This window comes from Chelativorans salis, from assembly GCF_025336525.1.
GTDB classification, from domain to species: Bacteria; Pseudomonadota; Alphaproteobacteria; order Rhizobiales; family Rhizobiaceae; genus Chelativorans; species Chelativorans salis.
This window is the reverse complement of the sequence record NZ_JAOCZP010000001.1, coordinates 540,140-560,164: the sequence shown is the minus strand read 5'-3', so window position 1 is coordinate 560,164 and position 20,025 is coordinate 540,140. Positions and strand designations below refer to the sequence as shown.

General features: G+C 64.6%; 26 protein-coding genes and 1 tRNA gene. 8 read left to right on the top strand and 19 right to left on the bottom strand.

Going from position 1 to position 20,025, the window contains the following annotated elements:
* Positions 1 to 151: 151 nt before the first annotated feature.
* The 3 genes from N5A92_RS02785 to N5A92_RS02775 all read right to left on the bottom strand — a co-directional run bounded on the left by N5A92_RS02785 (position 152) and on the right by N5A92_RS02775 (position 2,565).
* Positions 152 to 646: a GyrI-like domain-containing protein gene (locus tag N5A92_RS02785; RefSeq protein WP_260900312.1), complete on the bottom strand. Its 495-nt coding sequence runs from the start codon at positions 644 to 646 to the stop codon at positions 152 to 154.
* Positions 647 to 663: 17 nt separating this feature from the next.
* On the bottom strand, positions 664 to 1,506 hold the full coding sequence (locus N5A92_RS02780) for an AraC family transcriptional regulator (protein ID WP_260900310.1): 843 nt from the start codon (positions 1,504 to 1,506) through the stop codon (positions 664 to 666).
* A 102-nt stretch (positions 1,507 to 1,608) separates the two neighbouring features.
* Positions 1,609 to 2,565 carry a LysR substrate-binding domain-containing protein gene (locus tag N5A92_RS02775; RefSeq protein WP_260900307.1) on the bottom strand — a complete coding sequence of 319 codons (957 nt, stop codon included), beginning with the start codon at positions 2,563 to 2,565 and terminating at the stop codon, positions 1,609 to 1,611.
* 209 nt (positions 2,566 to 2,774) lie between these two features.
* Here N5A92_RS02775 and N5A92_RS02770 point away from each other — a divergent pair, with 209 nt between their 5' ends.
* Positions 2,775 to 3,056 carry a DUF1127 domain-containing protein gene (locus N5A92_RS02770; RefSeq protein ID WP_260900305.1) on the top strand — a complete coding sequence of 94 codons (282 nt, stop codon included), beginning with the start codon at positions 2,775 to 2,777 and terminating at the stop codon, positions 3,054 to 3,056.
* Positions 3,057 to 3,205: 149 nt separating this feature from the next.
* Here the strand turns inward: N5A92_RS02770 and N5A92_RS02765 are convergent, their stop codons facing one another.
* The 10 genes from N5A92_RS02765 to N5A92_RS02720 form a co-directional block, all read right to left on the bottom strand.
* Positions 3,206 to 3,802 carry a hypothetical protein gene (locus N5A92_RS02765; RefSeq protein WP_260900304.1) on the bottom strand — a complete coding sequence of 199 codons (597 nt, stop codon included), beginning with the start codon at positions 3,800 to 3,802 and terminating at the stop codon, positions 3,206 to 3,208.
* A gap of 183 nt (positions 3,803 to 3,985) precedes the next feature.
* Positions 3,986 to 4,189 (bottom strand): DNA gyrase inhibitor YacG, encoded by a 204-nt coding sequence (gene yacG, locus N5A92_RS02760; protein ID WP_260900303.1) that lies wholly within the window; start codon positions 4,187 to 4,189, stop codon positions 3,986 to 3,988.
* A gap of 3 nt (positions 4,190 to 4,192) precedes the next feature.
* A complete protein-coding gene (locus N5A92_RS02755; protein WP_260900302.1) occupies positions 4,193 to 4,822 on the bottom strand; it encodes a Maf-like protein in 630 nt (209 codons plus the stop codon).
* Between the two features lie 29 nt (positions 4,823 to 4,851).
* The gene (gene infA / locus N5A92_RS02750) at positions 4,852 to 5,070 is read right to left on the bottom strand and encodes a translation initiation factor IF-1 (protein ID WP_006200926.1); all 219 of its coding nucleotides are present in this window, start codon (positions 5,068 to 5,070) and stop codon (positions 4,852 to 4,854) included.
* Positions 5,071 to 5,176: 106 nt separating this feature from the next.
* Entirely contained in the window at positions 5,177 to 5,677 is a 501-nt protein-coding gene (locus N5A92_RS02745) for an arsenate-mycothiol transferase ArsC (RefSeq protein ID WP_260900301.1), read from the bottom strand.
* A complete protein-coding gene (locus N5A92_RS02740; RefSeq protein WP_260900300.1) occupies positions 5,674 to 6,159 on the bottom strand; it encodes a UPF0262 family protein in 486 nt (161 codons plus the stop codon). Before N5A92_RS02740 ends, N5A92_RS02745 begins: the two co-directional genes overlap by 4 nt.
* A gap of 9 nt (positions 6,160 to 6,168) precedes the next feature.
* Positions 6,169 to 7,461 carry a histidinol dehydrogenase gene (hisD, locus tag N5A92_RS02735; RefSeq protein ID WP_260900299.1) on the bottom strand — a complete coding sequence of 431 codons (1,293 nt, stop codon included), beginning with the start codon at positions 7,459 to 7,461 and terminating at the stop codon, positions 6,169 to 6,171.
* A 10-nt stretch (positions 7,462 to 7,471) separates the two neighbouring features.
* Entirely contained in the window at positions 7,472 to 7,912 is a 441-nt protein-coding gene (locus N5A92_RS02730; protein WP_260900297.1) for a DUF2948 family protein, read from the bottom strand.
* Positions 7,913 to 8,016: 104 nt separating this feature from the next.
* Entirely contained in the window at positions 8,017 to 9,306 is a 1,290-nt protein-coding gene (gene murA, locus N5A92_RS02725; RefSeq protein WP_260900295.1) for a UDP-N-acetylglucosamine 1-carboxyvinyltransferase, read from the bottom strand.
* Between the two features lie 122 nt (positions 9,307 to 9,428).
* On the bottom strand, positions 9,429 to 9,602 hold the full coding sequence (locus N5A92_RS02720) for a hypothetical protein (protein ID WP_260900293.1): 174 nt from the start codon (positions 9,600 to 9,602) through the stop codon (positions 9,429 to 9,431).
* Between the two features lie 125 nt (positions 9,603 to 9,727).
* Between N5A92_RS02720 and N5A92_RS02715 the strand changes: the two genes are divergently transcribed.
* The 3 genes from N5A92_RS02715 to N5A92_RS02705 all read left to right on the top strand — a co-directional run bounded on the left by N5A92_RS02715 (position 9,728) and on the right by N5A92_RS02705 (position 11,557).
* Positions 9,728 to 9,802, top strand: a tRNA-Thr gene (locus N5A92_RS02715).
* Positions 9,803 to 10,171: 369 nt separating this feature from the next.
* Positions 10,172 to 10,417, top strand: coding sequence for a hypothetical protein (locus N5A92_RS02710; RefSeq protein WP_260900292.1), 246 nt, complete (start codon positions 10,172 to 10,174; stop codon positions 10,415 to 10,417).
* Positions 10,418 to 10,498: 81 nt separating this feature from the next.
* Positions 10,499 to 11,557 carry a hypothetical protein gene (locus tag N5A92_RS02705; RefSeq protein WP_260900291.1) on the top strand — a complete coding sequence of 353 codons (1,059 nt, stop codon included), beginning with the start codon at positions 10,499 to 10,501 and terminating at the stop codon, positions 11,555 to 11,557.
* 43 nt (positions 11,558 to 11,600) lie between these two features.
* Here N5A92_RS02705 and N5A92_RS02700 read toward each other — a convergent pair whose 3' ends face one another.
* Positions 11,601 to 11,840 (bottom strand): hypothetical protein, encoded by a 240-nt coding sequence (locus N5A92_RS02700; protein WP_260900290.1) that lies wholly within the window; start codon positions 11,838 to 11,840, stop codon positions 11,601 to 11,603.
* Positions 11,841 to 12,430: 590 nt separating this feature from the next.
* Between N5A92_RS02700 and N5A92_RS02695 the strand changes: the two genes are divergently transcribed.
* The 4 genes from N5A92_RS02695 to N5A92_RS02680 all read left to right on the top strand — a co-directional run bounded on the left by N5A92_RS02695 (position 12,431) and on the right by N5A92_RS02680 (position 15,361).
* Positions 12,431 to 12,766: an ArsR/SmtB family transcription factor gene (locus tag N5A92_RS02695; protein ID WP_260900289.1), complete on the top strand. Its 336-nt coding sequence runs from the start codon at positions 12,431 to 12,433 to the stop codon at positions 12,764 to 12,766.
* 17 nt (positions 12,767 to 12,783) lie between these two features.
* Positions 12,784 to 13,293 (top strand): arsenate reductase ArsC, encoded by a 510-nt coding sequence (locus N5A92_RS02690; protein ID WP_260900288.1) that lies wholly within the window; start codon positions 12,784 to 12,786, stop codon positions 13,291 to 13,293.
* Between the two features lie 16 nt (positions 13,294 to 13,309).
* Entirely contained in the window at positions 13,310 to 14,386 is a 1,077-nt protein-coding gene (arsB, locus tag N5A92_RS02685) for an ACR3 family arsenite efflux transporter (RefSeq protein WP_260900287.1), read from the top strand.
* A gap of 69 nt (positions 14,387 to 14,455) precedes the next feature.
* The gene (locus tag N5A92_RS02680; RefSeq protein WP_260900286.1) at positions 14,456 to 15,361 is read left to right on the top strand and encodes a glycerophosphodiester phosphodiesterase; all 906 of its coding nucleotides are present in this window, start codon (positions 14,456 to 14,458) and stop codon (positions 15,359 to 15,361) included.
* A 211-nt stretch (positions 15,362 to 15,572) separates the two neighbouring features.
* On the opposite strand, the gene N5A92_RS02675 is transcribed toward N5A92_RS02680, so the two are convergent.
* Genes N5A92_RS02675 through N5A92_RS02655 form a run of 5 tightly spaced genes read right to left on the bottom strand, consistent with a single transcriptional unit; the run spans position 15,573 to position 20,020 of the window.
* Positions 15,573 to 16,376: an inositol monophosphatase family protein gene (locus N5A92_RS02675; RefSeq protein WP_260900283.1), complete on the bottom strand. Its 804-nt coding sequence runs from the start codon at positions 16,374 to 16,376 to the stop codon at positions 15,573 to 15,575.
* Positions 16,377 to 16,387: 11 nt separating this feature from the next.
* On the bottom strand, positions 16,388 to 17,383 hold the full coding sequence (locus N5A92_RS02670) for a LacI family DNA-binding transcriptional regulator (RefSeq protein WP_260900280.1): 996 nt from the start codon (positions 17,381 to 17,383) through the stop codon (positions 16,388 to 16,390).
* A complete protein-coding gene (locus tag N5A92_RS02665; RefSeq protein ID WP_260900279.1) occupies positions 17,380 to 18,141 on the bottom strand; it encodes a glycerophosphodiester phosphodiesterase in 762 nt (253 codons plus the stop codon). The genes N5A92_RS02670 and N5A92_RS02665 overlap by 4 nt, the downstream gene beginning before the upstream one ends.
* Positions 18,138 to 19,196 (bottom strand): ABC transporter ATP-binding protein, encoded by a 1,059-nt coding sequence (locus tag N5A92_RS02660; protein ID WP_260900278.1) that lies wholly within the window; start codon positions 19,194 to 19,196, stop codon positions 18,138 to 18,140. The genes N5A92_RS02665 and N5A92_RS02660 overlap by 4 nt, the downstream gene beginning before the upstream one ends.
* Positions 19,196 to 20,020 carry a carbohydrate ABC transporter permease gene (locus N5A92_RS02655; RefSeq protein ID WP_260900277.1) on the bottom strand — a complete coding sequence of 275 codons (825 nt, stop codon included), beginning with the start codon at positions 20,018 to 20,020 and terminating at the stop codon, positions 19,196 to 19,198. Before N5A92_RS02655 ends, N5A92_RS02660 begins: the two co-directional genes overlap by 1 nt.
* Positions 20,021 to 20,025: the final 5 nt, after the last annotated feature.

The following is a 20,025-nucleotide window of genomic DNA, read 5'->3' as shown; positions in this document are numbered from 1 at the left end:
GCTACGGCGAAGGATGACTGTCCGGGACCCATACCGGAACGAGCGAGGTCACGGAACAAGGCCCGGACGGGCTGGCGCTGCGGGCCTCGGCTTCGGAATGATGCGGTGAGGACGCCGCCTATATGTTCGCGCCGGGTCGACCCGTCATGCGCTAGTCCGCCAGCTTGAAGGCCAGTTCCGTGACCCATTTGCTGCGGTCCTTCTCGACCTTCGGGTCGGACGGATAGATCTCCAGCCGGCACCCAAACACGTCGCCGGCCGGAGATTTACACATGTCTAGCTTCAGCCCCTCAGCGTGGATCCATCGAAGCAGCGCACCGTTCGCTTCTATCAGGTCTTTGTACGGTCCCGTGTGGGTGAGTGATGCATAGCGCCCGGCGGGCAGCACGCCGCTCACCACCGTCCCGTCGCCTTCTTCCTCTGCGGCGGTCGGCGCTCCAAAATCGATCTCCAATGCGCTGGGCATGTCGATGATGTTGTAGTGGAAGAACGGTGCGTCGACGGCCTCGATGCCGCGCTTGCGCATCCAGCTTTTCAGGTCGGCGAGTGTCTTGGAGGCGGCTGTTCCGAAGGGGATTTTGACGATTTTGCGGATCGCCACGTAAGGCTGCGCCTTACGCTCGATGATCTTGGGCTCGCTCAGCATCCTTTCCTCCCCGAGCCTCAGCGGTCTTTCGCCACCGGCATCCACAATTCAAGCCCACCGAGCCCTGTCACGGGGTTGAACTTTTCGTCGTAGAGCTCGAAATAGGTTCCCATCCGGATGGCATCGTAGCCGTGCTCGGGCAGATAGCACCCGAAGATGGCGTCCATGGTCTGATGCAGCTCCGAGATGTGACGGTCGTGGCTGAAGACCAGGTAGGTCTGGGCGGGAAAGCGGTAGACGGTGAGTTCCGGCGGCAGCCCGTCGGTGCGGGTGACGCCCACCCCGGCCATGTACAGGAAGTCTTCCCGGCTGTCGTTCCATTCCCCGCATACGCCGTACCAGAGGCCCGGGATTTCGCCGAGGCTGCCCTCGAACTCCTGGAACTTCTGCCACAACGCCGGGATGTTCTGAGTCTCATCGAGCCGGAACCGGCTGCCCAGCCCGGCGATTGTCATCGCCTCCCGCTTTTCGAGGCGCGGCTCTTTAAGGGTGATGTTCGTCGCGTTGTCCATTCTGATCGGCTCCACAAGCAGTTTCGTATCCACTGTCCGCCCTCTGCGAACCTCTTCGGGAGTTGCCCCGAACTGGTCGTGAAAGGCGCGGGTGAAGGCTTCGTGGGAGCTGTATCCGGCCTCAAGCGCGACAGCGAGAATGCCCGGCGCGCCACTGGAAAGGGCCTTGTAAGCCTCGGTCAGCCGGCGTCCTCTGGCGTAAGCCATCACCGGCAGGCCGGTGGCTAGCCTGAAGCTGCGGCTCAGATGGAACCGGCTCGTGCCGCAGGCCGCGGCGATGTCGTCGAGGCTCGGACACCGGCCGAATTGGCTCTCGATGAACCAGACCGTTTTGGCGACCGTGCTCATTTCTCGCGTGCTCCCATTCACCAACGGGCGCGATCATGGAGGGGTTTTCGGAGCCGCATTTGATCGATCTTGCTCAAACGGTGGCCGCCAAGGCGGTCTGTCTCACCACCCTGGCAGCACTTGGCTCGGCCGCAGCCGCTTGCCGCGCCGCATGCGGTGGGACAGCGTGGCGAAGTCGAAACCCTCCGCCTCCTCCGTGGCGAGCGGCACGGTGATGTTGTCCAGGCTTTCGGTGATGTGGCGGGCCAGCGCCTCCGCGACTTCGGTCTGGCTGGTGCGGCCGCGCAGGATGCCGATGCGGCAGTCGGGCAGGGGAGGGAAACCCTCGTGCTCGCCGAGGACCCGCATGCCGGGCCGAAGCGCACATTCCGGCAGCACGGAGACCGCCACTCCCGAAAGCACCGCCGCCGTGATTACCGTCGCCGAGAAGCTGGTGAAGAGCACGCGGTATTCGCGGTTGATCTCGGACAGCGCCTCGCAGGCGGCCCGGCGCCAGGAACAGGTCGGCCGGCCGAAGGCCATCGGCAGGATCTCGCGCTCATGGGTGGAATGGTTGGTCGAGCCAACCCACAACAGCGGCTCCCGCCGCACCACCTCCGATACGTCGTCGTCGGTCAGAAGGGCGATGTCGAGATTGCCGTTACGCACGTGATGCACCAGGTTCGGCGTCGGTTCGCACAGCACCGACAGCTCCACCCGCGGGTTGGAGCGCGAGAAGCGCGCCATGATCTCCGGCAGGAAGCGCTCGGCATAATCGTCCGGCATGCCGATGCGGATATGGCCTTCCAGGCTCGCATCGTCGAAGGCGGCCAGCGTCTCCCGGTTGAGCCGGAGCAACTGGCGGGCGTAGAGCAGCAGCCGCTCGCCCTCCTCCGTCAGCCGGTTGGTGCGCCCGTCCTTCTCAAAGAGCGGCTTGCCGATGCGCTCTTCGAGGCGCCGCATCTGCATGGAGACGGCTGACTGGGTACGGTGCACCTCTTCGGCTGCACGCGTAAAGCTGCCGGTATCAGCAATGGCGATGAATGTGTTGAGCTGGTCGAGATCGAGTGGGGCTGCCATGGCTCTTCTTCCATCATGAAATTTGATGGAAAAGATTAAAAACATTCGTTCGACTAATCAATGCGCTTGTGGGAGAAACGGATTGTTCCAGAAGACGGACGGAAGGGCATTCCGCCGCGGCAAAAGTTTTCGCCGCGGGGATGCTTTGCCGTCTTCAGGATGCGCCGCCGAGGGGCGGAGATTTTCAACCCAAGCGCCAGGAGATTTCCATGCGTGCAGAACGGACCGCTTTGCCGATCACCGCCACCCGGACGGGATTTGCTGCGCGTCTCGCACGCGTGGCCGCTAAAGCCTGGCGCCTGTGGGAAAGCCGCCGCGCCATGCGCCAACTGAACCACCTTTCCGACTGGGAGCTTCGGGATATCGGCCTCAGCCGCGAGGATATCATGCAGGCTTACGAAGGGCCGGTGCTGGATGATCCGATCCGGCGTCTGCAGGAGATCACCCGGACCCGCGCCAAGGCCGAAGCCATGATGCGCCGCGGACCCTAACAGCTTTCATCTCCCAATGCAGGCATTCACTCCCATCGCGCCGGTTCCCCCCGGCTTGCCTGCACATTGCCCGGTTCCTTGTGAACCGGGCTTTTTTTATGTCTCGCCTTCGGCGAGGGGCTGAAGGGACCTGAGAAGGAATGCAGGTCTCAGTTGCCGTCCGTCTGCGTCTCGTCGTCCGCCGTCTCCGCGGCCGGCTCCTCCGCCTCGGCGGCGGTATCTTCGGCCTCAGCGCTCGTGTCATCGACCTCGGCGGCATTTTCGGCCTCGGCAGCGGTGTCCTCCGCGGCATCTGTGGCGTTGCCGGTGGCCTTGTTGATCGAATCCTTGAGGGAATCGATCTGGCCGCCCATCTTCTCCTTGGCGTCGTCGAATACCGCGTTAAGAGCCTCGCCGCCGCCGGTGGCCTCGTTTATCGACTCCTTGACGGCATCCAGCCGGTCGCTGGCCTCCTGCCCGGCGGCATCGATTACCGATTCGACTGGATTGCCTTCCGGTTCCGCTGTCTCGGCGGTGTCCTCGGTGTCCGCCATGGCATCCTTGTCGGACTCCGCGGCGTCTGTGGCGGTCTCCTCCGGCGCAACCTCGGCCTCCTCTTCCGGCACCACCTCAGTGCCCTCGGCCTCCCCGACAGTCTCCTCGACCTGATCCGCGGTCGTCTCGGGCGCCTTCTCTTCCTCTTTGCTGCAGGCGGCGAGGCTAAGCAGGGCGAGGGCGGATACGGCGGTAATCAGCTTGGAAGGCATGGTAAACCCCTTGGTTCTACGAAATTTCGACGGCCAGCTTTCGGCATGGATGTTCAGCCGACATCGGCAGTTGCCGTAAACCGGCAATTGACCACACACGCGGGTGGACGGGGAATCACGTCTACAAGTTTAAGTTGCGTGTGGCAAGGCGGGAGGAACAGACGATCCACATCATCTTCATGCCTATTCGGAAGGCGGCTCGTCGTCGCCGTCCTCGGTGGGACGGCCGGGGATGACATAGGCGCCTGAAAACCAGCGGTTGAGGTCGATCTCCTTGCAGCGCTTGGAGCAGAAGGGATAGAACGCGCGCTCCGACGGCTTGCCGCACTCGGGGCAGGGGCGCTTGGGTCTCAGCGGCGTGATCTTGTCCGGCACGTTGTTCGGCATTGTTCAGACGCGAGTTCCCGAAAGCCAGTTGAAATGCACCTTATAGCCGTCCGCCGTCAACAGGCTGACGGTCTCGTAGAGCGGCAGGCCGACCACGTTCGAGTAGGAGCCTACGAGCTTGACGATGAAGGTGCCGGCCAGGCCCTGGATGGCATAGCCGCCGGCCTTGCCGCGCCACTCGCCGGAGGCGAGGTAGCTCTCGAGTTCCTCGCGTGAAAGCCGCTTGAAGCGCACGCGCGTCTCCACCAGCTTGTGGCGCAGCTTGCCGGCGGGCGTGAACAGGCAGATGCCGGTATAGACGCGATGTGAGCGGCCGGACAGAAGCCTCAGGCAGTTCGACGCTTCATCGACCGTCTCCGCCTTGGGCAGGATGCGCCGGCCGACCGCTACCACGGTGTCGGCCGCCATCACGAACGCATCATCCGCTTCGCCGCTCTTCTTCAGCCGCTCCAGTGCCTTCTCCGCCTTGGCACGGCAAAGCCGCTTGGCCAGCGAGCGGGGATGCTCGGCCTTCAGCGGTGTCTCGTCGATCTCGGCGGGGAGAAGGCGGTCGGGCTCGATACCCGCCTGCTGCAGGAGTTCCACGCGCCGCGGCGAACCGGAGGCCAGGACGAGTTTCTTCAGCGCGCTCATCACACTCCTGCCGGCGCGGCCGGGGCCGGTTATTTGAAGCGGTAGGTGATACGACCCTTGGTCAGGTCGTAGGGCGTCATCTCCACCAGCACCTTGTCGCCGGTCAAAACGCGAATCCGGTTCTTGCGCATACGGCCGGCCGTATGGGCGATGATTTCGTGTTCGTTTTCCAATTTCACGCGGAACATGGCGTTGGGCAGCAACTCCGTGACCACCCCTGGAAATTCAAGAACTTCTTCCTTCGGCATCCGATACCTTCTTTTGACATAGGAACGGCCGCGTAGGGCTTTTGCACCCACGCCGGCCGAAATCGCGCGGAACCTAGCCCATTCGCCCGTACTCACGCAAGCTTGTTCAACGAACGTGGGTGGCGGTCTCGCCGCCAAAGCGCCGGGCGATCCGCTGTGCCAGGCCGTCGCGGACGTCCCGGTAGGCCGAAAGAATCTGCTCGCGCGTGCCCTCGACGACGGAAGGGTCGAGCGTCGGCCAGTACTCCACCTCAACGGCCATGGAACGCGTCAGTTCCAGTGCGGAGTGGTGGGCCTCCGGCGCCAGCGTGACGACGAGGTCGAAGTAGCTGTCTTCGAGTTCTTCCAGCGTACGTGGGCGCCAGTCGCCCAGCGTCAGGTTCTCTTCCGCAAGGACGGCATCGACGAACGGATCGCGCTCGCCGGGCCGGACGCCGGCCGAAGCGATGAAGGTGGATTTCGGCAGCACCTGCCTGGCCAGTAGCTCGGCCATGGGCGAGCGGATGGAATTGCGCCCGCACAGGAACAATACCGAAGCCGGCCCACCGCCCGTTTTCCCGCCCTTCCCGTCGGCCGGCTCGGCCTGAGGCTGCGACATCGCCGTCACCCCCGCCAATGCAGCACGCAGACCAGTGTGAAGAGCCGCCGCGCCGTGTCGAAATCGACGTCGATCTTACCGGCCAGTCGGTCCATCAGCGTCTGCGAACCCTCGTTGTGCAGGCCGCGCCGGCCCATGTCGATGGCCTCGATCTGGCTCGGCGTTGCCGAGCGGATGGCCTGGTAGTAGCTCTCGCAGATGAGGAAGTAATCCTTGACGATGCGCCGAAAGGGCGTCAGCGAGAGGATATGCGTGACGACCGCCTCGCCGCTTTCGCGCGTCACGTTGAGGACGAGGCGCGCGTCGACGAGGGAGATTTTCAGCCGGTAGGGGCCGCCGGCCTCGTCGCCGACGGGATGAAAGCGGTTTTCCTCCACAAGGTCGAAAATGGCGACGGCGCGCTCATGCTCGATATCCGGCGCAGCGCGGCCGACCGTTTCGTCAAGCTCCACATCGATCAGGCGCGCATTGCCGGAATTCCGCTCGCCCATGCCGATGTCCTAGAGGTTGAGTCTTGTCGAGACCGAGCGGCCGTGGGCCTCCAGCCCTTCCGCCTTGGCAAGCGCCACTGCCGCCGGGCCCAGCGCGTGGAGCTGCTCGGCCTCGAGCCGCAGGATCGACATGCGCTTGACGAAATCGAGGACCGAAAGCCCGGAGGAGAAGCGTGCCGAGCGGGCCGTCGGCAGCACGTGGTTCGAACCGCCGACATAGTCGCCGATCGCCTCCGGCGTGTGCCGGCCGAGGAAGACGGCCCCAGCGTTGCGGATGCGCGTGAGCAGGTTTTCCGCCTCCTCGGTCGCAAGCTCCAGGTGCTCCGGCGCGATGCGGTCCACCAGCCCCGGCACTTCCTCAAAGCTGCGGACCAGCACGACGGCGCCGAAATCGCGCCAGCTGGCGGCGGCGATCTTGCTGCGCGAAAGGGTCTTCAGCTGCCTCTCGACTGCCGCTTCCACCGCATCGGCGAAATCGGCATCATCGGTCATCAGGATCGACTGTGCCGCCGTGTCGTGCTCGGCCTGGGCCAGGAGGTCGGCGGCGATCCACTCGGGATCGTTATCGCCGTCCGCGACTACCAGCACCTCCGACGGTCCGGCGATCATGTCGATGCCCACCTGGCCGAAGACCTGCCGCTTGGCGGCCGCCACATAGGCGTTACCCGGACCAACGATCTTATCGACGGCGGAAACGGTTTCCGTGCCGTAGGCGAAGGCGGCGATTGCCTGGGCGCCGCCAATGCGGAATATCTCACTGACGCCGGCGAGATCCGCCGCCACCAGCACCAGCGGGTTGAGCTTACCGTCGGGTGTCGGCACCGCCATCGCCACGCGCTCCACACCGGCCACAACCGCCGGCACCGCGTTCATGAGAACGGAGCTCGGATAGCTCGCCAGGCCGCCCGGCACGTAGAGACCGACGGCGGGAATGGGCGTCCAGCGCCAGCCGAGCTCGACGCCGAGCGGGTCCCTGTAGCGCAAGTCGGCGGGAACCTGCCGGCGGTGGTGTGCCTCGATGCGCTCGCGCGCCAGCCGCAGGGCTTTCAAGGTATCTTCGTCGGCGTCTTCGTAGGCGGCCTCGATCTCGGCGCGCTCCACCCGCATGCCGGCCTTGGCGATGTCGAATCGGTCGAAGCGGCGTGTATACTCGGCCACCGCCGCGTCGCCTTCGGTGCGCACGCGTGTGATGATGTCGCGCACCGTCGCGTCGACCTCCTCGGATGCCTCCCGCTTGGTCACAAGAAAGGCCGAGAAGCGGGCCTCGAAATCGGCGTCCGCCGTGGACAGTCTAGTGGTCATCGGAAGCTCCTCATGCGCCATGGCGCGGGCGCACCGGCGTTTCCCACGCCGCGCCCAGGTCGCTCAGCCGCGCCTCGATGCATTCCACCTCGAGGTGGATGGCCGCGTCGCCGGAGAAGATAAGCTCCACCGTGCCCGACGGCGTCACGTCCGGCACAAAATTGATCGTTAAGAGCGACAGCACCTCGTCTGGCTTGGTCTTGTCGATGCCGGCCGTGCGGGCTGAGAGAACGCGGTCGAAATGCAAAACGCTGCGCCGCCGTTCGTGGGGCTCGCGGCGAAACAGGCCGCGTTTCTCCTTCTCCCAGGCAAAACGGTTCATCGCCAGGGCGAAGCGCTTCTCCCGTTTCTGATACACCAGGTCGCCGACCTTCAACACCGCGTCCTGGACATGCGCGGAGATGATGCTCAGATCTTCGTCATCGAGGGCGGCCAGCTTCAAAAGATCCATCTATACTCCCACGTCATCCACATAGCGGCGTGCCGCCGATCGTACGGTTGTTGTGCCTGCGAAACGGCGCGCCGCTGTTCAGCGTTCCCAGTCGAGGGGCCGTTTCAGGCGGAGATGCGCTCGATCTCCGCGCCGCAGCCAGAAAGTTTTTCCTCAAGCCGCTCAAAGCCGCGGTCGAGATGGTAGACGCGATTGACCTGCGTTTCGCCCTCCGCAGCGAGACCGGCGATCACCAGGGAGACCGAAGCCCGCAAGTCCGTCGCCATGACCGGCGCACCCTTCAATTGACCAACCCCATCGACAATCGCCGTCTGGCCGGAAAGCGAGATGCGCGCGCCGAGCCGGGCCAGTTCCTGCACATGCATGAAGCGGTTCTCGAAGATCGTCTCAGTGATGCGTGACTGCCCCCTGGCCCTGGTCATCAGCGCCATGAACTGGGCCTGCAGGTCAGTCGGGAAACCGGGGAAGGGCTCCGTCGTCACGTCCACCGCCTCGACGCCGGCGCCGTTGCGCCTGACGCGGATGCCGGTGTTGGCGCGGGTGATCTCGGCGCCGGTCTGCTCGATGACCTCGAGCACCGATTCCAGGAGATCGGCACGGGCCCCCTCCAGAAGAACGTCACCGCCGGCCATGGCGACGGCCAGCGCATAGGTGCCCGTCTCGATGCGGTCGGGGATGATACGGTGGCGCGCGCCGGAAAGGGAGGTGACGCCCTGGACGGTGATGGTCGCGGTTCCCGCGCCGGAAATCTTCGCTCCCATGGCGTTGAGGCAATCGGCCAGGTTGACGATCTCCGGTTCACGCGCGGCGTTTTCCAGCACGGTCTCGCCCTTGGCGAGCGCGGCGGCCATCAGGAGCACATGGGTGGCGCCCACGGAGACCTTCGGGAAGCGGTGGCGCGCGCCGATAAGGCCGTTCTTCGCTCTGGCCACCACGTAGCCGCTCTCGATATCGATCTCGGCGCCGAGCGCCCGCAAACCGTCGATGAAAAGGTCGACCGGCCGCGTGCCGATGGCGCAGCCTCCGGGCAGCGACACCCGCGCCTCGCCCCTGCGCGCCAGAAGCGGCCCGATGACCCAGAAGCTCGCCCGCATCTTGGAAACCAACTCATAGGGGGCGGTGGTGTCGACGATGCTGCGTGCGGTGAAGTGGATGGTGCGGGAATATCCCTTGTCCTGGTTCTCCCGGCGTCCATTGACGGAGTAGTCGACGCCGTGATTACCGAGAATGCGGATGAGTTGTTCCACATCGGCGAGGTGGGGTACGTTTTCGAGCGTCAGCGTGTCGTCGGTGAGCAACGATGCAATCATCAGCGGCAGTGCCGCATTCTTGGCGCCGGAAACCGGGATCGTGCCGTTGAGCGCATTGCCCCCGCGGATGCGTATGCTGTCCATGGAAATCTCTTTCCCGGGTTGTCCCCCGGCTCCTGTGTCACGCGTTCGAGTGTCCTAGAGCAAGCCTGCAGCGGGTTCAAGGAAATGCATCGCCGGCAAAGCGGCGCCTTCGAATGTGCAGCTCACGTCTGCTTGTCCTTGCCGGCGGCGGGAATGCCCTCCACCCGCTCGTCCGGCTTGCCGGCGCGGCGCGAGCGCGCCTGCGCCTTCCGCCGCGCGAGGTTGGCTCGAAGCTCCGCCGCCAGCCGTTTCTCCCGCTCGCTATTGGTCTCGCTGTCCTTCCGTTTGCCCGTCATATCCGCTTCTCCTGCAACGCCGGGATGCTCGCGGTGTGGCGCTCCGCGTGGTCCGTTGCCATATCATGGAGGTAGCGCTTGCGCTCCGCCAATCGATATGGCAGAACGCCGCCCGAATCCCCGGCGCTGCGGTAGCTCAGTGGTAGAGCACTCCCTTGGTAAGGGAGAGGTCGAGAGTTCAATCCTCTCTCGCAGCACCAGTTCCTCAAGAACTTGGTCATCCTCGCTCCTTCGTCGACACGGAAACCAGTGCGTTGTTTGCGCGCCGTGGATGTGGCTCTTCCAGGTTGACGCGTAAAACTTTCCGAAAAATGAGTCTATTTTTCGGGAAGGGCCCCTGTCCGCGGAAAGCGATTCCAGGCGCGAATACTGTCGCCTTTCTTATTTGCCCATAAGACGCGCTCCGGCTCACCTCGCCCCACAAGCGAAGCAGCCTCGGAACGCATTCGATGAACACTGAGCCGCAGACGAAAAGCCTGAGCCCGCATCTTCCCGATGCGCGGATGACGCCGCATGACCGGTGGACGGGTGCGGCTGCCGGGCTTGCAAAAAATTGAAGGTCGACGCGCGTGGTGTTCGACCCGTTTCCCGGTATCCCGATGACGGAGAATACCGGGCGGATGTCGCGTTGGCTGGCGGCGGAAGAGACGATCAGCACCCATCAGTTGCGGTGCCTTCTTTTTGTGATCGAGCGATCCTGCCATCAGCTGCAAGCCGAAGGGGCGCCGATCCCCATTCGGTTCGTCTATGCGCGGCGGCTGGTGCTGGACGCGCTGGCGATACGTAAGGCGTTATCGAGAGAACGGCGACAATAGGTCGGGAGTAGAGCCGCCGAGAAGATGCCGTGCCGGCGCCGCGTGCCATCGCGCGGGCATGAGCGATGAAACGGAAAACAGATGCTCCAAGACATCCTGGCAAGCATGAACGGATCTAATTTCAAGAAAGCAAGACGATACCGCGGAAAAACCCAGAAACACCCGCGCCCCGCCGCCGAGATAGGCACGGTCGAGACAGGCGATTACCGCATCGACGCCCTGAACAGGCTTTTGGCGAGCAAGCATTTCCGCGCTTCCGACCGCAACAAGCGCTTTCTGAAATTCGTGGTGGACGAGACGGTGGCCGGACGCTCGGAGCGCATCAAGGCATTTACCGTCGCCGTCGACGTCTTCGGTCGCGATTCGAGCTTCGATGCCTCGGTCGACCCCATCGTGCGCATAGCCGCCGGCCACCTGCGCCGCTCCCTGCACGATTACTATGCCGCCGAGGGGGCGAACGATCCGGTGCGTATCAGCCTGCCGCTTGGCACATACGTTCCGACATTCGTCCTGCGTGAGAGCCTGCCGCAGCGGACAATGGCGCAGTTGCGTCTGCTTGTCGCCGACCGGAAGCGCCGCCTGCAGAGTGGCGCCGTGGGGGTGGTTATGGCTCTGGCAGCGGGCGGCGCGGCACTTGCCTATGTCTCCTTCGGCGTGCCCGGGCATCCCGGCTCGCAAAGCCCCGTCATCGTCGTCGACAGCGCCCGTGCCCACGCGCAAGGGGGCACTGCCGATGCCCTCGCACAACTGTTCACCCAGTCGCTGTGGATCGCGCTCAACCAGGACGAAGCGATCCGCATGGTCGGCGTGCGCCCGGAAGAGGAGTTCAGCGAGGTGCTCGCCCACACGCAGAAGAACTTCGGCTCTTCCGTGCCGCTCTACCAACTGCTGACTGCGGTGCGTCTCGAAGGGGAGGCGCTGCGCATCTACTGGCACGTTCTCGATGGCCGCTCCAACGAGACATATCTTTCCACATCGGTGGCCGAAATGCTGACTGCTGAAGGGGAAGGCGCGACGCCCGACGCGCTGGCACGCCAGGTGGCGGCCTCGCTCAACCGGCTGACCGCAGACAGGGAGAGCGGCAGCGGGAAGTCGGCGAAGCAGGCACGGCCTGGGAGTGCAGAGGAAGGAGGGGGCTGATCGCCTTTTTCAAGCCTCGGCGCGACGCCCGCGCGGCTGGTCGCTACCGGGACCAGAAGAGCGGCGAGTTCCGCCGTTCGGCATCGACGGCAGATGCGTTGCCGCGGGCGTGCGAGGGGTTGAAGTGCGGATGTTCGCGCTTGCACTCGGCGAGCAGGTCGAGATCCACCGGGCCGTCACGCACCAGCGCCCTGTCCACGTCCTTCTCGCTGAGCCCCCGTTCGGCGAGTTCATCCAGGAGGCAGAGGATCATCGCTTTGTCGATCAGGGGGCGGGCGGGCATGGTTTTTCCACACGCGGGAACGACGCTACTTTCGTGAACACCATCCCCTTCGATTGGGGGTCCCAAGACCCCGCCTGACGACACGGTGAAGTGCCGCAGACAGGGCCTTGGGGTAAGCCGGTCCGGGGGGCGGGAGGACCGGCTATGGGCTTGCCGCCGACCGGAAAGCCGAGCCGTTCGGCGCGGTGCCCGCGAATATGCGGGGCCGGTTGTGGCAGCGAAGAGGTGATTGCAAAGGAGCGTCCGGCGCGAACGCGCAGTCGTGTAAGGGGCCGGCGCAGTGAGACCGGGGCACGCAGCTTTCCGTCGTGGAAGGTTGCTGTCTGTCCCGGCTTGCCCATCGTGTCTGCCCCTTGCGGTTGTTGTCTTGTGTTGTCCGTGTTGTGCCCCCGTCCGCCGCTTATGGACAAATAGCGACAAGCTGCGCGGCGGGACTTTTTTCGCCGTGCCGGGGGAAGGGTGTTGATAAAGGTGCCGGGCCCTCCGCAGATGCCCGCGGGGGCAGGGATTTCGGACGGCGACAGCGGGCTTGTACATGGGCTGGCCGCCGTGCTAGAAAGGGAGCTCTACAAATCTGGATTTTTGGATATATGGATAAGCCTTCAGCGCTTGCCGCACTCGCCGCGCTCGGTCAGGACACCCGGCTGGAGGCATTTCGCCTGCTCCTCAAGGCAGGGGCAACAGGCATTCCCGCCGGCGAGATCGCCCAGCGCCTGGGCGCGGTGCAGAACACCACTTCAGCGCATCTGAAGGTGCTTGCCCATGCCGGCCTGGTCAGGACCGAGCGCGACGGCCGCACCGTGCGCTACGTCGCCGACATGATCGGCTTCCGCGACCTCCTCGCCTACCTGATGGAGGACTGCTGCAACGGTGCGCCGGAGCTGTGCCGCCCGGTCATCGACGCCGTGACCTGTGACCGATGCTGAGTCGAGAGGAGTGCCCCATGAGCGATCATATCTTCAACGTTCTCTTCCTGTGTACGGGCAACTCCGCCCGCTCCATCATCGCCGAGGCGATTCTCAACCGCACTGGCGTCGGCCGCTTCAAGGCCTTCTCGGCCGGCTCGCAGCCCAAGGGCGAGGTGCATCCCTTTGCGCTAGCGCTCCTGAAGACGGCGAATCACGACATCTCCTTCGCCCGCTCGAAGAGCTGGGAGGAGTTCGCGAAGCCGGACGCCCCGAGGATGGACTTTGTTTTCACTGTCTGCGACAACGCCGCCGCAGAGGCCTGCCCCGTCTGGCCCGGCCAGCCGATGACCGCCCATTGGGGCGTACCGGACCCGGCGGCAGTCGAGGGCACTGATGCGGAAAAGCACTATGCCTTCGCCGATGCCTATCGCATGCTCAACAATCGCATCTCGATCTTCACCAGCCTGCCGCTGAAATCGCTCGACAGGCTGGCGCTGCAGAAGCGGCTCGATGACATCGGCCGCAAGCTCGACAAGGCAAGCTGACCGAAAGAAAGCGCATATGACTGAACACGTTCTCGGCCGTGAAGCGCAATCGGCCGGCCGCATCGGCTTTTTCGAGAAGTATCTGTCCGTATGGGTGGCGCTGTGCATCGTTGCCGGCATTGCGCTAGGCAATCTGCTGCCGCGCCTCTTCGCCTTCCTGGCGGGCCTCGAATATGCCTCCGTCAATCTGGTCGTCGCCGTGCTCATCTGGGCGATGGTCTTCCCGATGATGGTCAACGTCGATTTCGCCAGCCTGCGCCACATCGGCGACCGACCCAAGGGGCTGGTGCTGACGCTGGCGGTGAACTGGCTGGTAAAGCCCTTCACCATGGCGGCCCTGGGCGTGCTCTTCTTCCAGTACGTCTTCGCGCCGTGGATCGAGCCGGCCGACGCGCAGCAATATATAGCCGGCCTCATCCTTCTGGGGGCAGCACCCTGCACGGCGATGGTGTTCGTCTGGAGCCAGCTGACGCGCGGCGACGCCACCTACACCCTGGTGCAGGTGTCGGTGAACGACGTCGTCATGATCTTCGCCTTCGCACCCATTGTGGCACTTCTGTTCGGCGTCACCGACATCGCGGTACCATGGCAGACGCTGCTTCTGGCGACCGGGCTCTACGTCGTCATTCCGCTGATCGCCGGCGCGCTGACGCGCCGCTGGCTGGCCGGCCGCGCCGGCGGCGGGGCGGAAGCGGAGGCGGCAGTCTCGGAATTCACCGGTTTGCTGAAGCCCATTTCGATCGTCGGCCTGCTGGTCACGGTCGTGCTTCTCTTCGGCTTTCAGGGCAACGTGATCGTTGAGAACCCACTCCTGATCGTCCTGATTGCGGTGCCGTTGCTCGTTCAGTCTTACGGTATCTTCTTCCTGGCCTATGGAGCGGCGAAGGCATGGAAGGTGCCCTTCAACGTCGCCGCCCCCTGTGCGCTCATTGGCACGTCGAACTTCTTCGAACTCGCCGTCGCCGTTGCCATCAGCCTGTTCGGCCTGACCTCGGGTGCAGCCCTTGCAACGGTCGTCGGCGTTCTGGTGGAGGTGCCTGTGATGCTTTCCCTCGTCGCCTTCGCCAACCGTACAAAACATTGGTTTCCCTGAGAATGCGGGCTTGCATGGCCCGGGTGTCTGGACCACCATCACCGCTCCCGCAGTCACGGATTCCAGCCAATGCACGACCTGTCCCCCGACCATGCCTCCGCCGAAAGTAAAGGCGCCGGCCTCGCCATTGACTTCGGCGGCAAGCGCATCCCGCTGAAATGGCACCGGTTGCGGCGCAAGGCGAGGGACCCCCTTTTCGGCGAGGCGGTGCTGGCCGACGGGCTGAAGCAGGGCGCCTCCATGGAGGTCGATCTGCGTCTCCTGCGTGATGGCGCCTTCGCCGTGCTGCATGATGACGTACTCGACCGTGAAACAAATGGCACCGGTCCGGTGGCGGCGCGTACGAGCGAGGAGATCCGGGCGCTACACTATGCGGACGACGGCGCGGCGGGAGCGCGGCGCGTGCTTCTTGCCGACGACCTGGCGGAGCGCCTTGCTGCCGCCCATCCCGATGCGCTCCTGCAGTTGGACATGAAGGACGATCTCGCCGCTGTGGGAAAGGAGAGCGTGGAGGGCCTGGCCGCGCTGTTCAAGGTGCACCAGAAGAACCTCATTATCAGCGGGGACAGCACGGACCTCACCCTCGCCCTTGCCGAGAGGCTGCCGGAGATGCAGCGCGGCCTCGAGCCGTCCTTCCGGTTGCTCGATCTCTACCGCGCCGGCAGGAAGGACGCGCTGGCCGGCCAGCTTCTCGATGAATTGCGCGGGCCGATCCGACCTCATCTGGTCTATCTGTGGTGGGAACTCGTTTTGCCTGTCGCGGCCGAGGGCATCGACCTCATCGGCATCTGCCATGACGAGGGCGCGAGGGTGGATGCCTGGACGTTCAACCTGGCCAACCCGGAAGAAGGTTTTAGCGATGGCGAGTGGCGGGGTTTCTCACGGCTTCTGGAACTGGGGGCGGATCAGATAAGCACAGACGAGGCGATTGCCACCGAGCGGGCGTATATGCCTCGGCTGGGGAGGACTCTTTAGGCAGCTTCGGTCAGACGGAAAACTGGCGCCTCGTCGCGCCCCCTCTGTCCTACCGGACATCTCCCCCACAAGGGGAGAGTGGCTGTCATTTGATGGTTTCGCCAATTGCTTGCGTTGCAGTAGAAATGCCGACAAAGCGGCCAGCGTAATCTCCCCCTCGTGGGGGAGATGTCCGGCAGGACAGAGGGGGCGCGAAGGGGTGCAGGCCGTCTTACTTGGTCAAGGCCACCAACTCATGCACGAAAGAGAAGGTGGAACTGAGGCTGGGGGCGTAGGCGGCGAGGGGACCGCCTTGCCTCAGCATGGTTTGGAGCGGCGGCATGACCACGATGGCCCCCGCCTCGCTGGCGATCAGCGCACCGGCCATGATGTCCCAGCAGTTGAGATGCGCCTCGAAATAAAGGTCCGCCACACCGTTCGCCACCCGGACGAGGCCGATGGCTGCCGAGCCCAGCCGGCGGTAGTCAACGCCGAGATCGTGGAGCTTTCTGGTGACAGCCTGGTAGTCCTCAAAGCTGGTACGGCGCGAGCAGCCGAGTATGGCGAGCGCTTCGTTCGGATCTTGGCGTGGGGAAACGGCTATCCTGCGGTCTTCGCAGAAGGTGCCCTTTCCGCGCGCGGCGGAATACACGCGGCCGGTGGTTGCGTCGTAGATGCAGCCAATCTCGATGCGGCCGGCGCGAACGAAGGCGATCGAGACGCCCCAGTGACGCAGGCCGCGGATGTAGTTGGTGGTGCCGTCGATGGGGTCAACCACCCAAAAGCCCTGTTCAGCCGGCTGACCGCCGGTCTCTTCGCCGACGAAGCCATCTTCGGGAAATGCTTCCGCGAGCGCGCTGCGGATCAGGTCCTCGCCGTGGCGGTCGGCGGCGGTCACGAAGTCCTGGAGGCCTTTTCGGGTGACGACTGACCGCGCCTCCTCATGAAAGGCCTCTATCTCGCCGCCGACCGCGGCAGCGAGTTTGCGGGCAAGCGCCAGGCGCTCGGAAATCCCGTGGTCGATTGCGGACGTCACTTAATCCCCTCTCACGCGGTGCTGCGCCGCACCAGCGAGATCGGTGTCAGCTCGACTCGCTCTGCCGTTTCCGGGTCGTCCATGCGGCTCAAAAGAAGGTCGATCGCCTGCTCGGCCTGCAGGTCGCAGGGCTGTCTCAGCGTCGTCAGGTCGTAGCCCGTCCACGAGGCCTGCGGCACGTCGTCGTGGCCGATAATGCGCACCCCATCGGGGATGGCGATGCCGCGCTGGCGCAGGCCGTCGATCAATCCGCAGGCCATGTAGTCGTTGACGCAGAAGACGCCGTCCACCCCGTCGAGCGCGGCCGCGGCGGCGAAACCGTTGGCGTAGTCGTTGATCTTGACCGGGATGACCCGCACGTCCGCCTCAAGCGAATGGCAACAGGCGAGGAAAGCCTGCTGCCGGCGCCGCGCCGTGTAGGAGATCGCCGCCGCGCTCATGACCGCCAGATGCTGCGCGCCGCCTTCGATCAGGGTGGTGGCGGCCAGCCGGCCGGCGGTGTCGTTGTCGGAGACCACGCGATCGACGGCGGGGATGGAGTCGGCCTTGTTGATGAGCACGATTGGAACGCCGGCGGCCGCGAACTCGGCGCAAAGCGCGGTCGGTGGCGCGTCGGAAGTCACCAGAACGCCCGAGACGTTGTAGTGCAGGAGCTGGTCCATCACGTGGTCGGCGCTCTCACCGTGATCAGCCGGCAGCAGGATGGGGCGGAAATTGCGGCGCACCAGGTTCTTGGTGATCTGCTCGATCTGCATGGCGCGGAAGGGGTTGTCCATGCCGGCGGCGACGATGCCCACGAAGTCGGAGCGCTGATTGATCAGCCCGCGAGCCAGATAGTTGACCCGGTAGCCGAGCTCCTTGGCCGCCTTCACCACCTTTTCTCGGGTCTCCGGCGAGACGCTGGCATTGGGTGTGAAGGCGCGCGAGACTGCCGCCCGCGACACGCCGGCACGCCGCGCCACGTCGAAGGAGGTCACCTTGCGGTTGGGTTTTTCCGAGCTGCTCATGCGGCGGAGGCCTTGTCGAGTGCGGCAACGATGCGCTCCGGCAGGTCGGAGCAGATGCCGAGCACCGGCATCGTGACGATGTCGACGATGATGTCGGGTCGCTCCTCGTGCCACAGGACGATCTGACGGCCGCTTTCAAGAATGGCCGCGGAGAGCTCCGGCGTCACCAGGTCCTGCGGTCGGTCGCCACCGCGTTCCCAGCACAGATGCACGATGTCCGCGGCGGCGCGTTCCGCCTCCTCCAGGGGATCAGCGCCAAGCCGGACGAGCACGGACAGGGGAAAATCGCAACCCTCATCCCGCAGCGCCCGCACAAGCTCGGCGTCGAAGGAGCCGAATACGGCGAAGCGCTGGGCCTTTTCCTTGAGAAGCTGCCACGCAAGGGGGGCGGCCGCCGGTTCCTTGATCTCCACATAGAGGCCGGCCCCATATGTCCACGCGAGGGCGGCCACTTCCGCGAAGGAAGGCACCTCGATGCCCGGAAGGCGCGAAAGTTCCGCCGCGGTCAGTTGCGAGATGCGAGCATCGATCCCGAAGACGCGTTCGAGATGGTCGTCGTGACTGACGACGCAGATGCCGTCGCGCGTTACCTGCGCATCGAGTTCCCACATATGTGCGCCGAGCTCGGACGCCCGCACGAAGGATTCCAGCGTGTTCTCCCGCACATGGCCGCTGGCGCCGCGGTGCCCGATGACGAGTGGGAAGCGCAGGCCTGCCGGCCATCGAAAGCGGCGTGCGAAGGCGGTGGCGTCTCTCAAAGCCGTTCCCCGTTCTGTGAGAACAGGAAAAGCTGGTCGCTTCTCACGCGCCACTCCACCTCGTCGTTCAGCGAAACATCGTCGCTGACGCGCTGAATGGAGCGCAGGACACGGCCGTTCGCAAGCGTGAGGTCGTAGAGGTTCTCGCGCCCCTGCGTCTCAACGAAACTGACGCGCCCGCGGACGGGGGCATCCCCGTCGCGTCCGAGATTTTCCGGGCGGATGCCGACGATCACTGGCGTGCCGTCGGGCGGCGTCTCGGCATTCGGCGGTACAGGCAGGCGGATGTCGGCGTCCTCCACGGTGAGCATGCCGTTGTTGGCCACCGCATCGATGAAGGCGATGGGCGGGCTACCCAGGAAACCGGCGACGAAGGCGGTGCGCGGGTTGCGGTACATCTCCTGCGGAGTGGCGATCTGGATGATCTGCCCGGCATTCATGATGGCGATGCGGTCGCACATGCTCATGGCCTCCACCTGATCGTGGGTCACCAGGATGGCGGTGATGCCGGTTTCGAGCTGGATGCGGCGGATCTCCGAGCGCATCTCCAGTCGCAATTTAGCATCGAGATTGGCGAGCGGCTCGTCGAGGAGCAGCACATTGGGGCGGCGCACCAGGGCGCGGGCGAGCGCCACGCGCTGCTGCTGGCCGCCGGAAAGCTCTGCCGGGCGGCGGTTAAGCAGCGCTTCGATGTGCACGAGGTTTGCCATCTCCTCCATCTGCCGCTTGACCTCGGCCTCCGGCAGTTTGCGGATGCGCAGCGGGAAGGCGATGTTGTCGGCCACTGTCATGTGCGGATAGAGCGCGTAGGATTGGAAGACGACGCCGACGTTGCGCTCCTGCGAGGGAACGCCGGTCATATCGCGGTCGCCGAAGAGGATGCGCCCGCCGGTGACCTTGTGAATGCCGCTGATGGCGAACAGCGTGGTCGACTTGCCGCAGCCCGATGGCCCGAGCAGCGCCAGCATCTCGCCGTCCTTGATCTCCAGCGTCATGTCCTCGATGACGCGTACGTCGCCGAAGGACTTCGAGAACTTGTCGAGCAGGATACGCATCAGCCCTTGGAGCCTCCCCCGTAGATGTTCATGAGGCGGTTCTGGAAGAAGAAGAACAGGATCAGCACGGGCATCATGTAGAACAGCCCGACCGACTTGAAGAGGTTCATGTCGAAGTTGTTGTCGTCGGCGATCAGCCCGGCGAGATAGACCGACAGAACCTGCGCGTTGCCGCTCGGCGCCAGAACCTGCGGCAGGATGAACTCGCCCCAGCCGAGCAGGAAGGCGAACAGGCCGAGCGCGAAGATGCCCGGCTTGACCTGCGGCAGGACGAGCTTGCGCCAGACGGTGAAGCGGCTTGCCCCGTCCTGGATGCCGGCCATCTCGATCTCCCAGGGGACGGTGTCGTAGAAGCCCTTCATCAGCCAGATGCCGAGCGGCATGTCGATCGCGGCCTTCACCAAAATGACGCCGATCAGCGTGTTGTAGAGGCCGACCACCTGCAGCACGAGGAAGATGGCGACGATCAGCGTGATCGCCGGAAAGGCGTGCAGCACCATGACGCCGGCCAGAAAGTAGGCACGGCCCGGCACATTGAGCCGCGACAGAACGTAGCCCGCCATGGAGGAGACGACGATGACGAGTGCCGACGTGGACGTGGCGAAGAGCAGGGAGTTCAGCGTCACCCGCCAGATGCTGGGGCGTCCCGGCCGGGTTTCCCAGAGAAAGGACCAGTGCTCCAGCGTGAACTCGTTCGGGATGAACGAGCGCGGGGGCGAATTGGTGACGGTGTCGATGAACAAATAGGCATACATCAAGACCAGCGGCGCGCTGAGGATCGACAGCGCCAGGACGATGGGCCAGGTTCTCAAGTGTCCGATCATGCCCG

Coding starts and splice junctions, on each gene's coding strand:
- N5A92_RS02690 (WP_260900288.1), top strand. CDS start 12,784: ATGAGCGATCATATCTTCAACGTTCTCTTCCTGTGTACGGGCAACTCC.
- N5A92_RS02730 (WP_260900297.1), bottom strand. CDS start 7,912: ATGGATCTTTTGAAGCTGGCCGCCCTCGATGACGAAGATCTGAGCATC.
- N5A92_RS02770 (WP_260900305.1), top strand. CDS start 2,775: ATGCGTGCAGAACGGACCGCTTTGCCGATCACCGCCACCCGGACGGGA.
- murA (WP_260900295.1), bottom strand. CDS start 9,306: ATGGACAGCATACGCATCCGCGGGGGCAATGCGCTCAACGGCACGATC.
- N5A92_RS02700 (WP_260900290.1), bottom strand. CDS start 11,840: ATGCCCGCCCGCCCCCTGATCGACAAAGCGATGATCCTCTGCCTCCTG.
- N5A92_RS02740 (WP_260900300.1), bottom strand. CDS start 6,159: ATGGGCGAGCGGAATTCCGGCAATGCGCGCCTGATCGATGTGGAGCTT.
- infA (WP_006200926.1), bottom strand. CDS start 5,070: ATGCCGAAGGAAGAAGTTCTTGAATTTCCAGGGGTGGTCACGGAGTTG.
- N5A92_RS02695 (WP_260900289.1), top strand. CDS start 12,431: ATGGATAAGCCTTCAGCGCTTGCCGCACTCGCCGCGCTCGGTCAGGAC.
- N5A92_RS02680 (WP_260900286.1), top strand. CDS start 14,456: ATGCACGACCTGTCCCCCGACCATGCCTCCGCCGAAAGTAAAGGCGCC.
- N5A92_RS02755 (WP_260900302.1), bottom strand. CDS start 4,822: ATGAGCGCGCTGAAGAAACTCGTCCTGGCCTCCGGTTCGCCGCGGCGC.
- N5A92_RS02780 (WP_260900310.1), bottom strand. CDS start 1,506: ATGAGCACGGTCGCCAAAACGGTCTGGTTCATCGAGAGCCAATTCGGC.
- yacG (WP_260900303.1), bottom strand. CDS start 4,189: ATGCCGAACAACGTGCCGGACAAGATCACGCCGCTGAGACCCAAGCGC.
- N5A92_RS02720 (WP_260900293.1), bottom strand. CDS start 9,602: ATGACGGGCAAACGGAAGGACAGCGAGACCAATAGCGAGCGGGAGAAA.
- arsB (WP_260900287.1), top strand. CDS start 13,310: ATGACTGAACACGTTCTCGGCCGTGAAGCGCAATCGGCCGGCCGCATC.
- N5A92_RS02655 (WP_260900277.1), bottom strand. CDS start 20,020: ATGATCGGACACTTGAGAACCTGGCCCATCGTCCTGGCGCTGTCGATC.
- hisD (WP_260900299.1), bottom strand. CDS start 7,461: ATGACCACTAGACTGTCCACGGCGGACGCCGATTTCGAGGCCCGCTTC.
- N5A92_RS02705 (WP_260900291.1), top strand. CDS start 10,499: ATGCTCCAAGACATCCTGGCAAGCATGAACGGATCTAATTTCAAGAAA.
- N5A92_RS02670 (WP_260900280.1), bottom strand. CDS start 17,383: ATGAGCAGCTCGGAAAAACCCAACCGCAAGGTGACCTCCTTCGACGTG.
- N5A92_RS02765 (WP_260900304.1), bottom strand. CDS start 3,802: ATGCCTTCCAAGCTGATTACCGCCGTATCCGCCCTCGCCCTGCTTAGC.
- N5A92_RS02785 (WP_260900312.1), bottom strand. CDS start 646: ATGCTGAGCGAGCCCAAGATCATCGAGCGTAAGGCGCAGCCTTACGTG.
- N5A92_RS02660 (WP_260900278.1), bottom strand. CDS start 19,196: ATGCGTATCCTGCTCGACAAGTTCTCGAAGTCCTTCGGCGACGTACGC.
- N5A92_RS02775 (WP_260900307.1), bottom strand. CDS start 2,565: ATGGCAGCCCCACTCGATCTCGACCAGCTCAACACATTCATCGCCATT.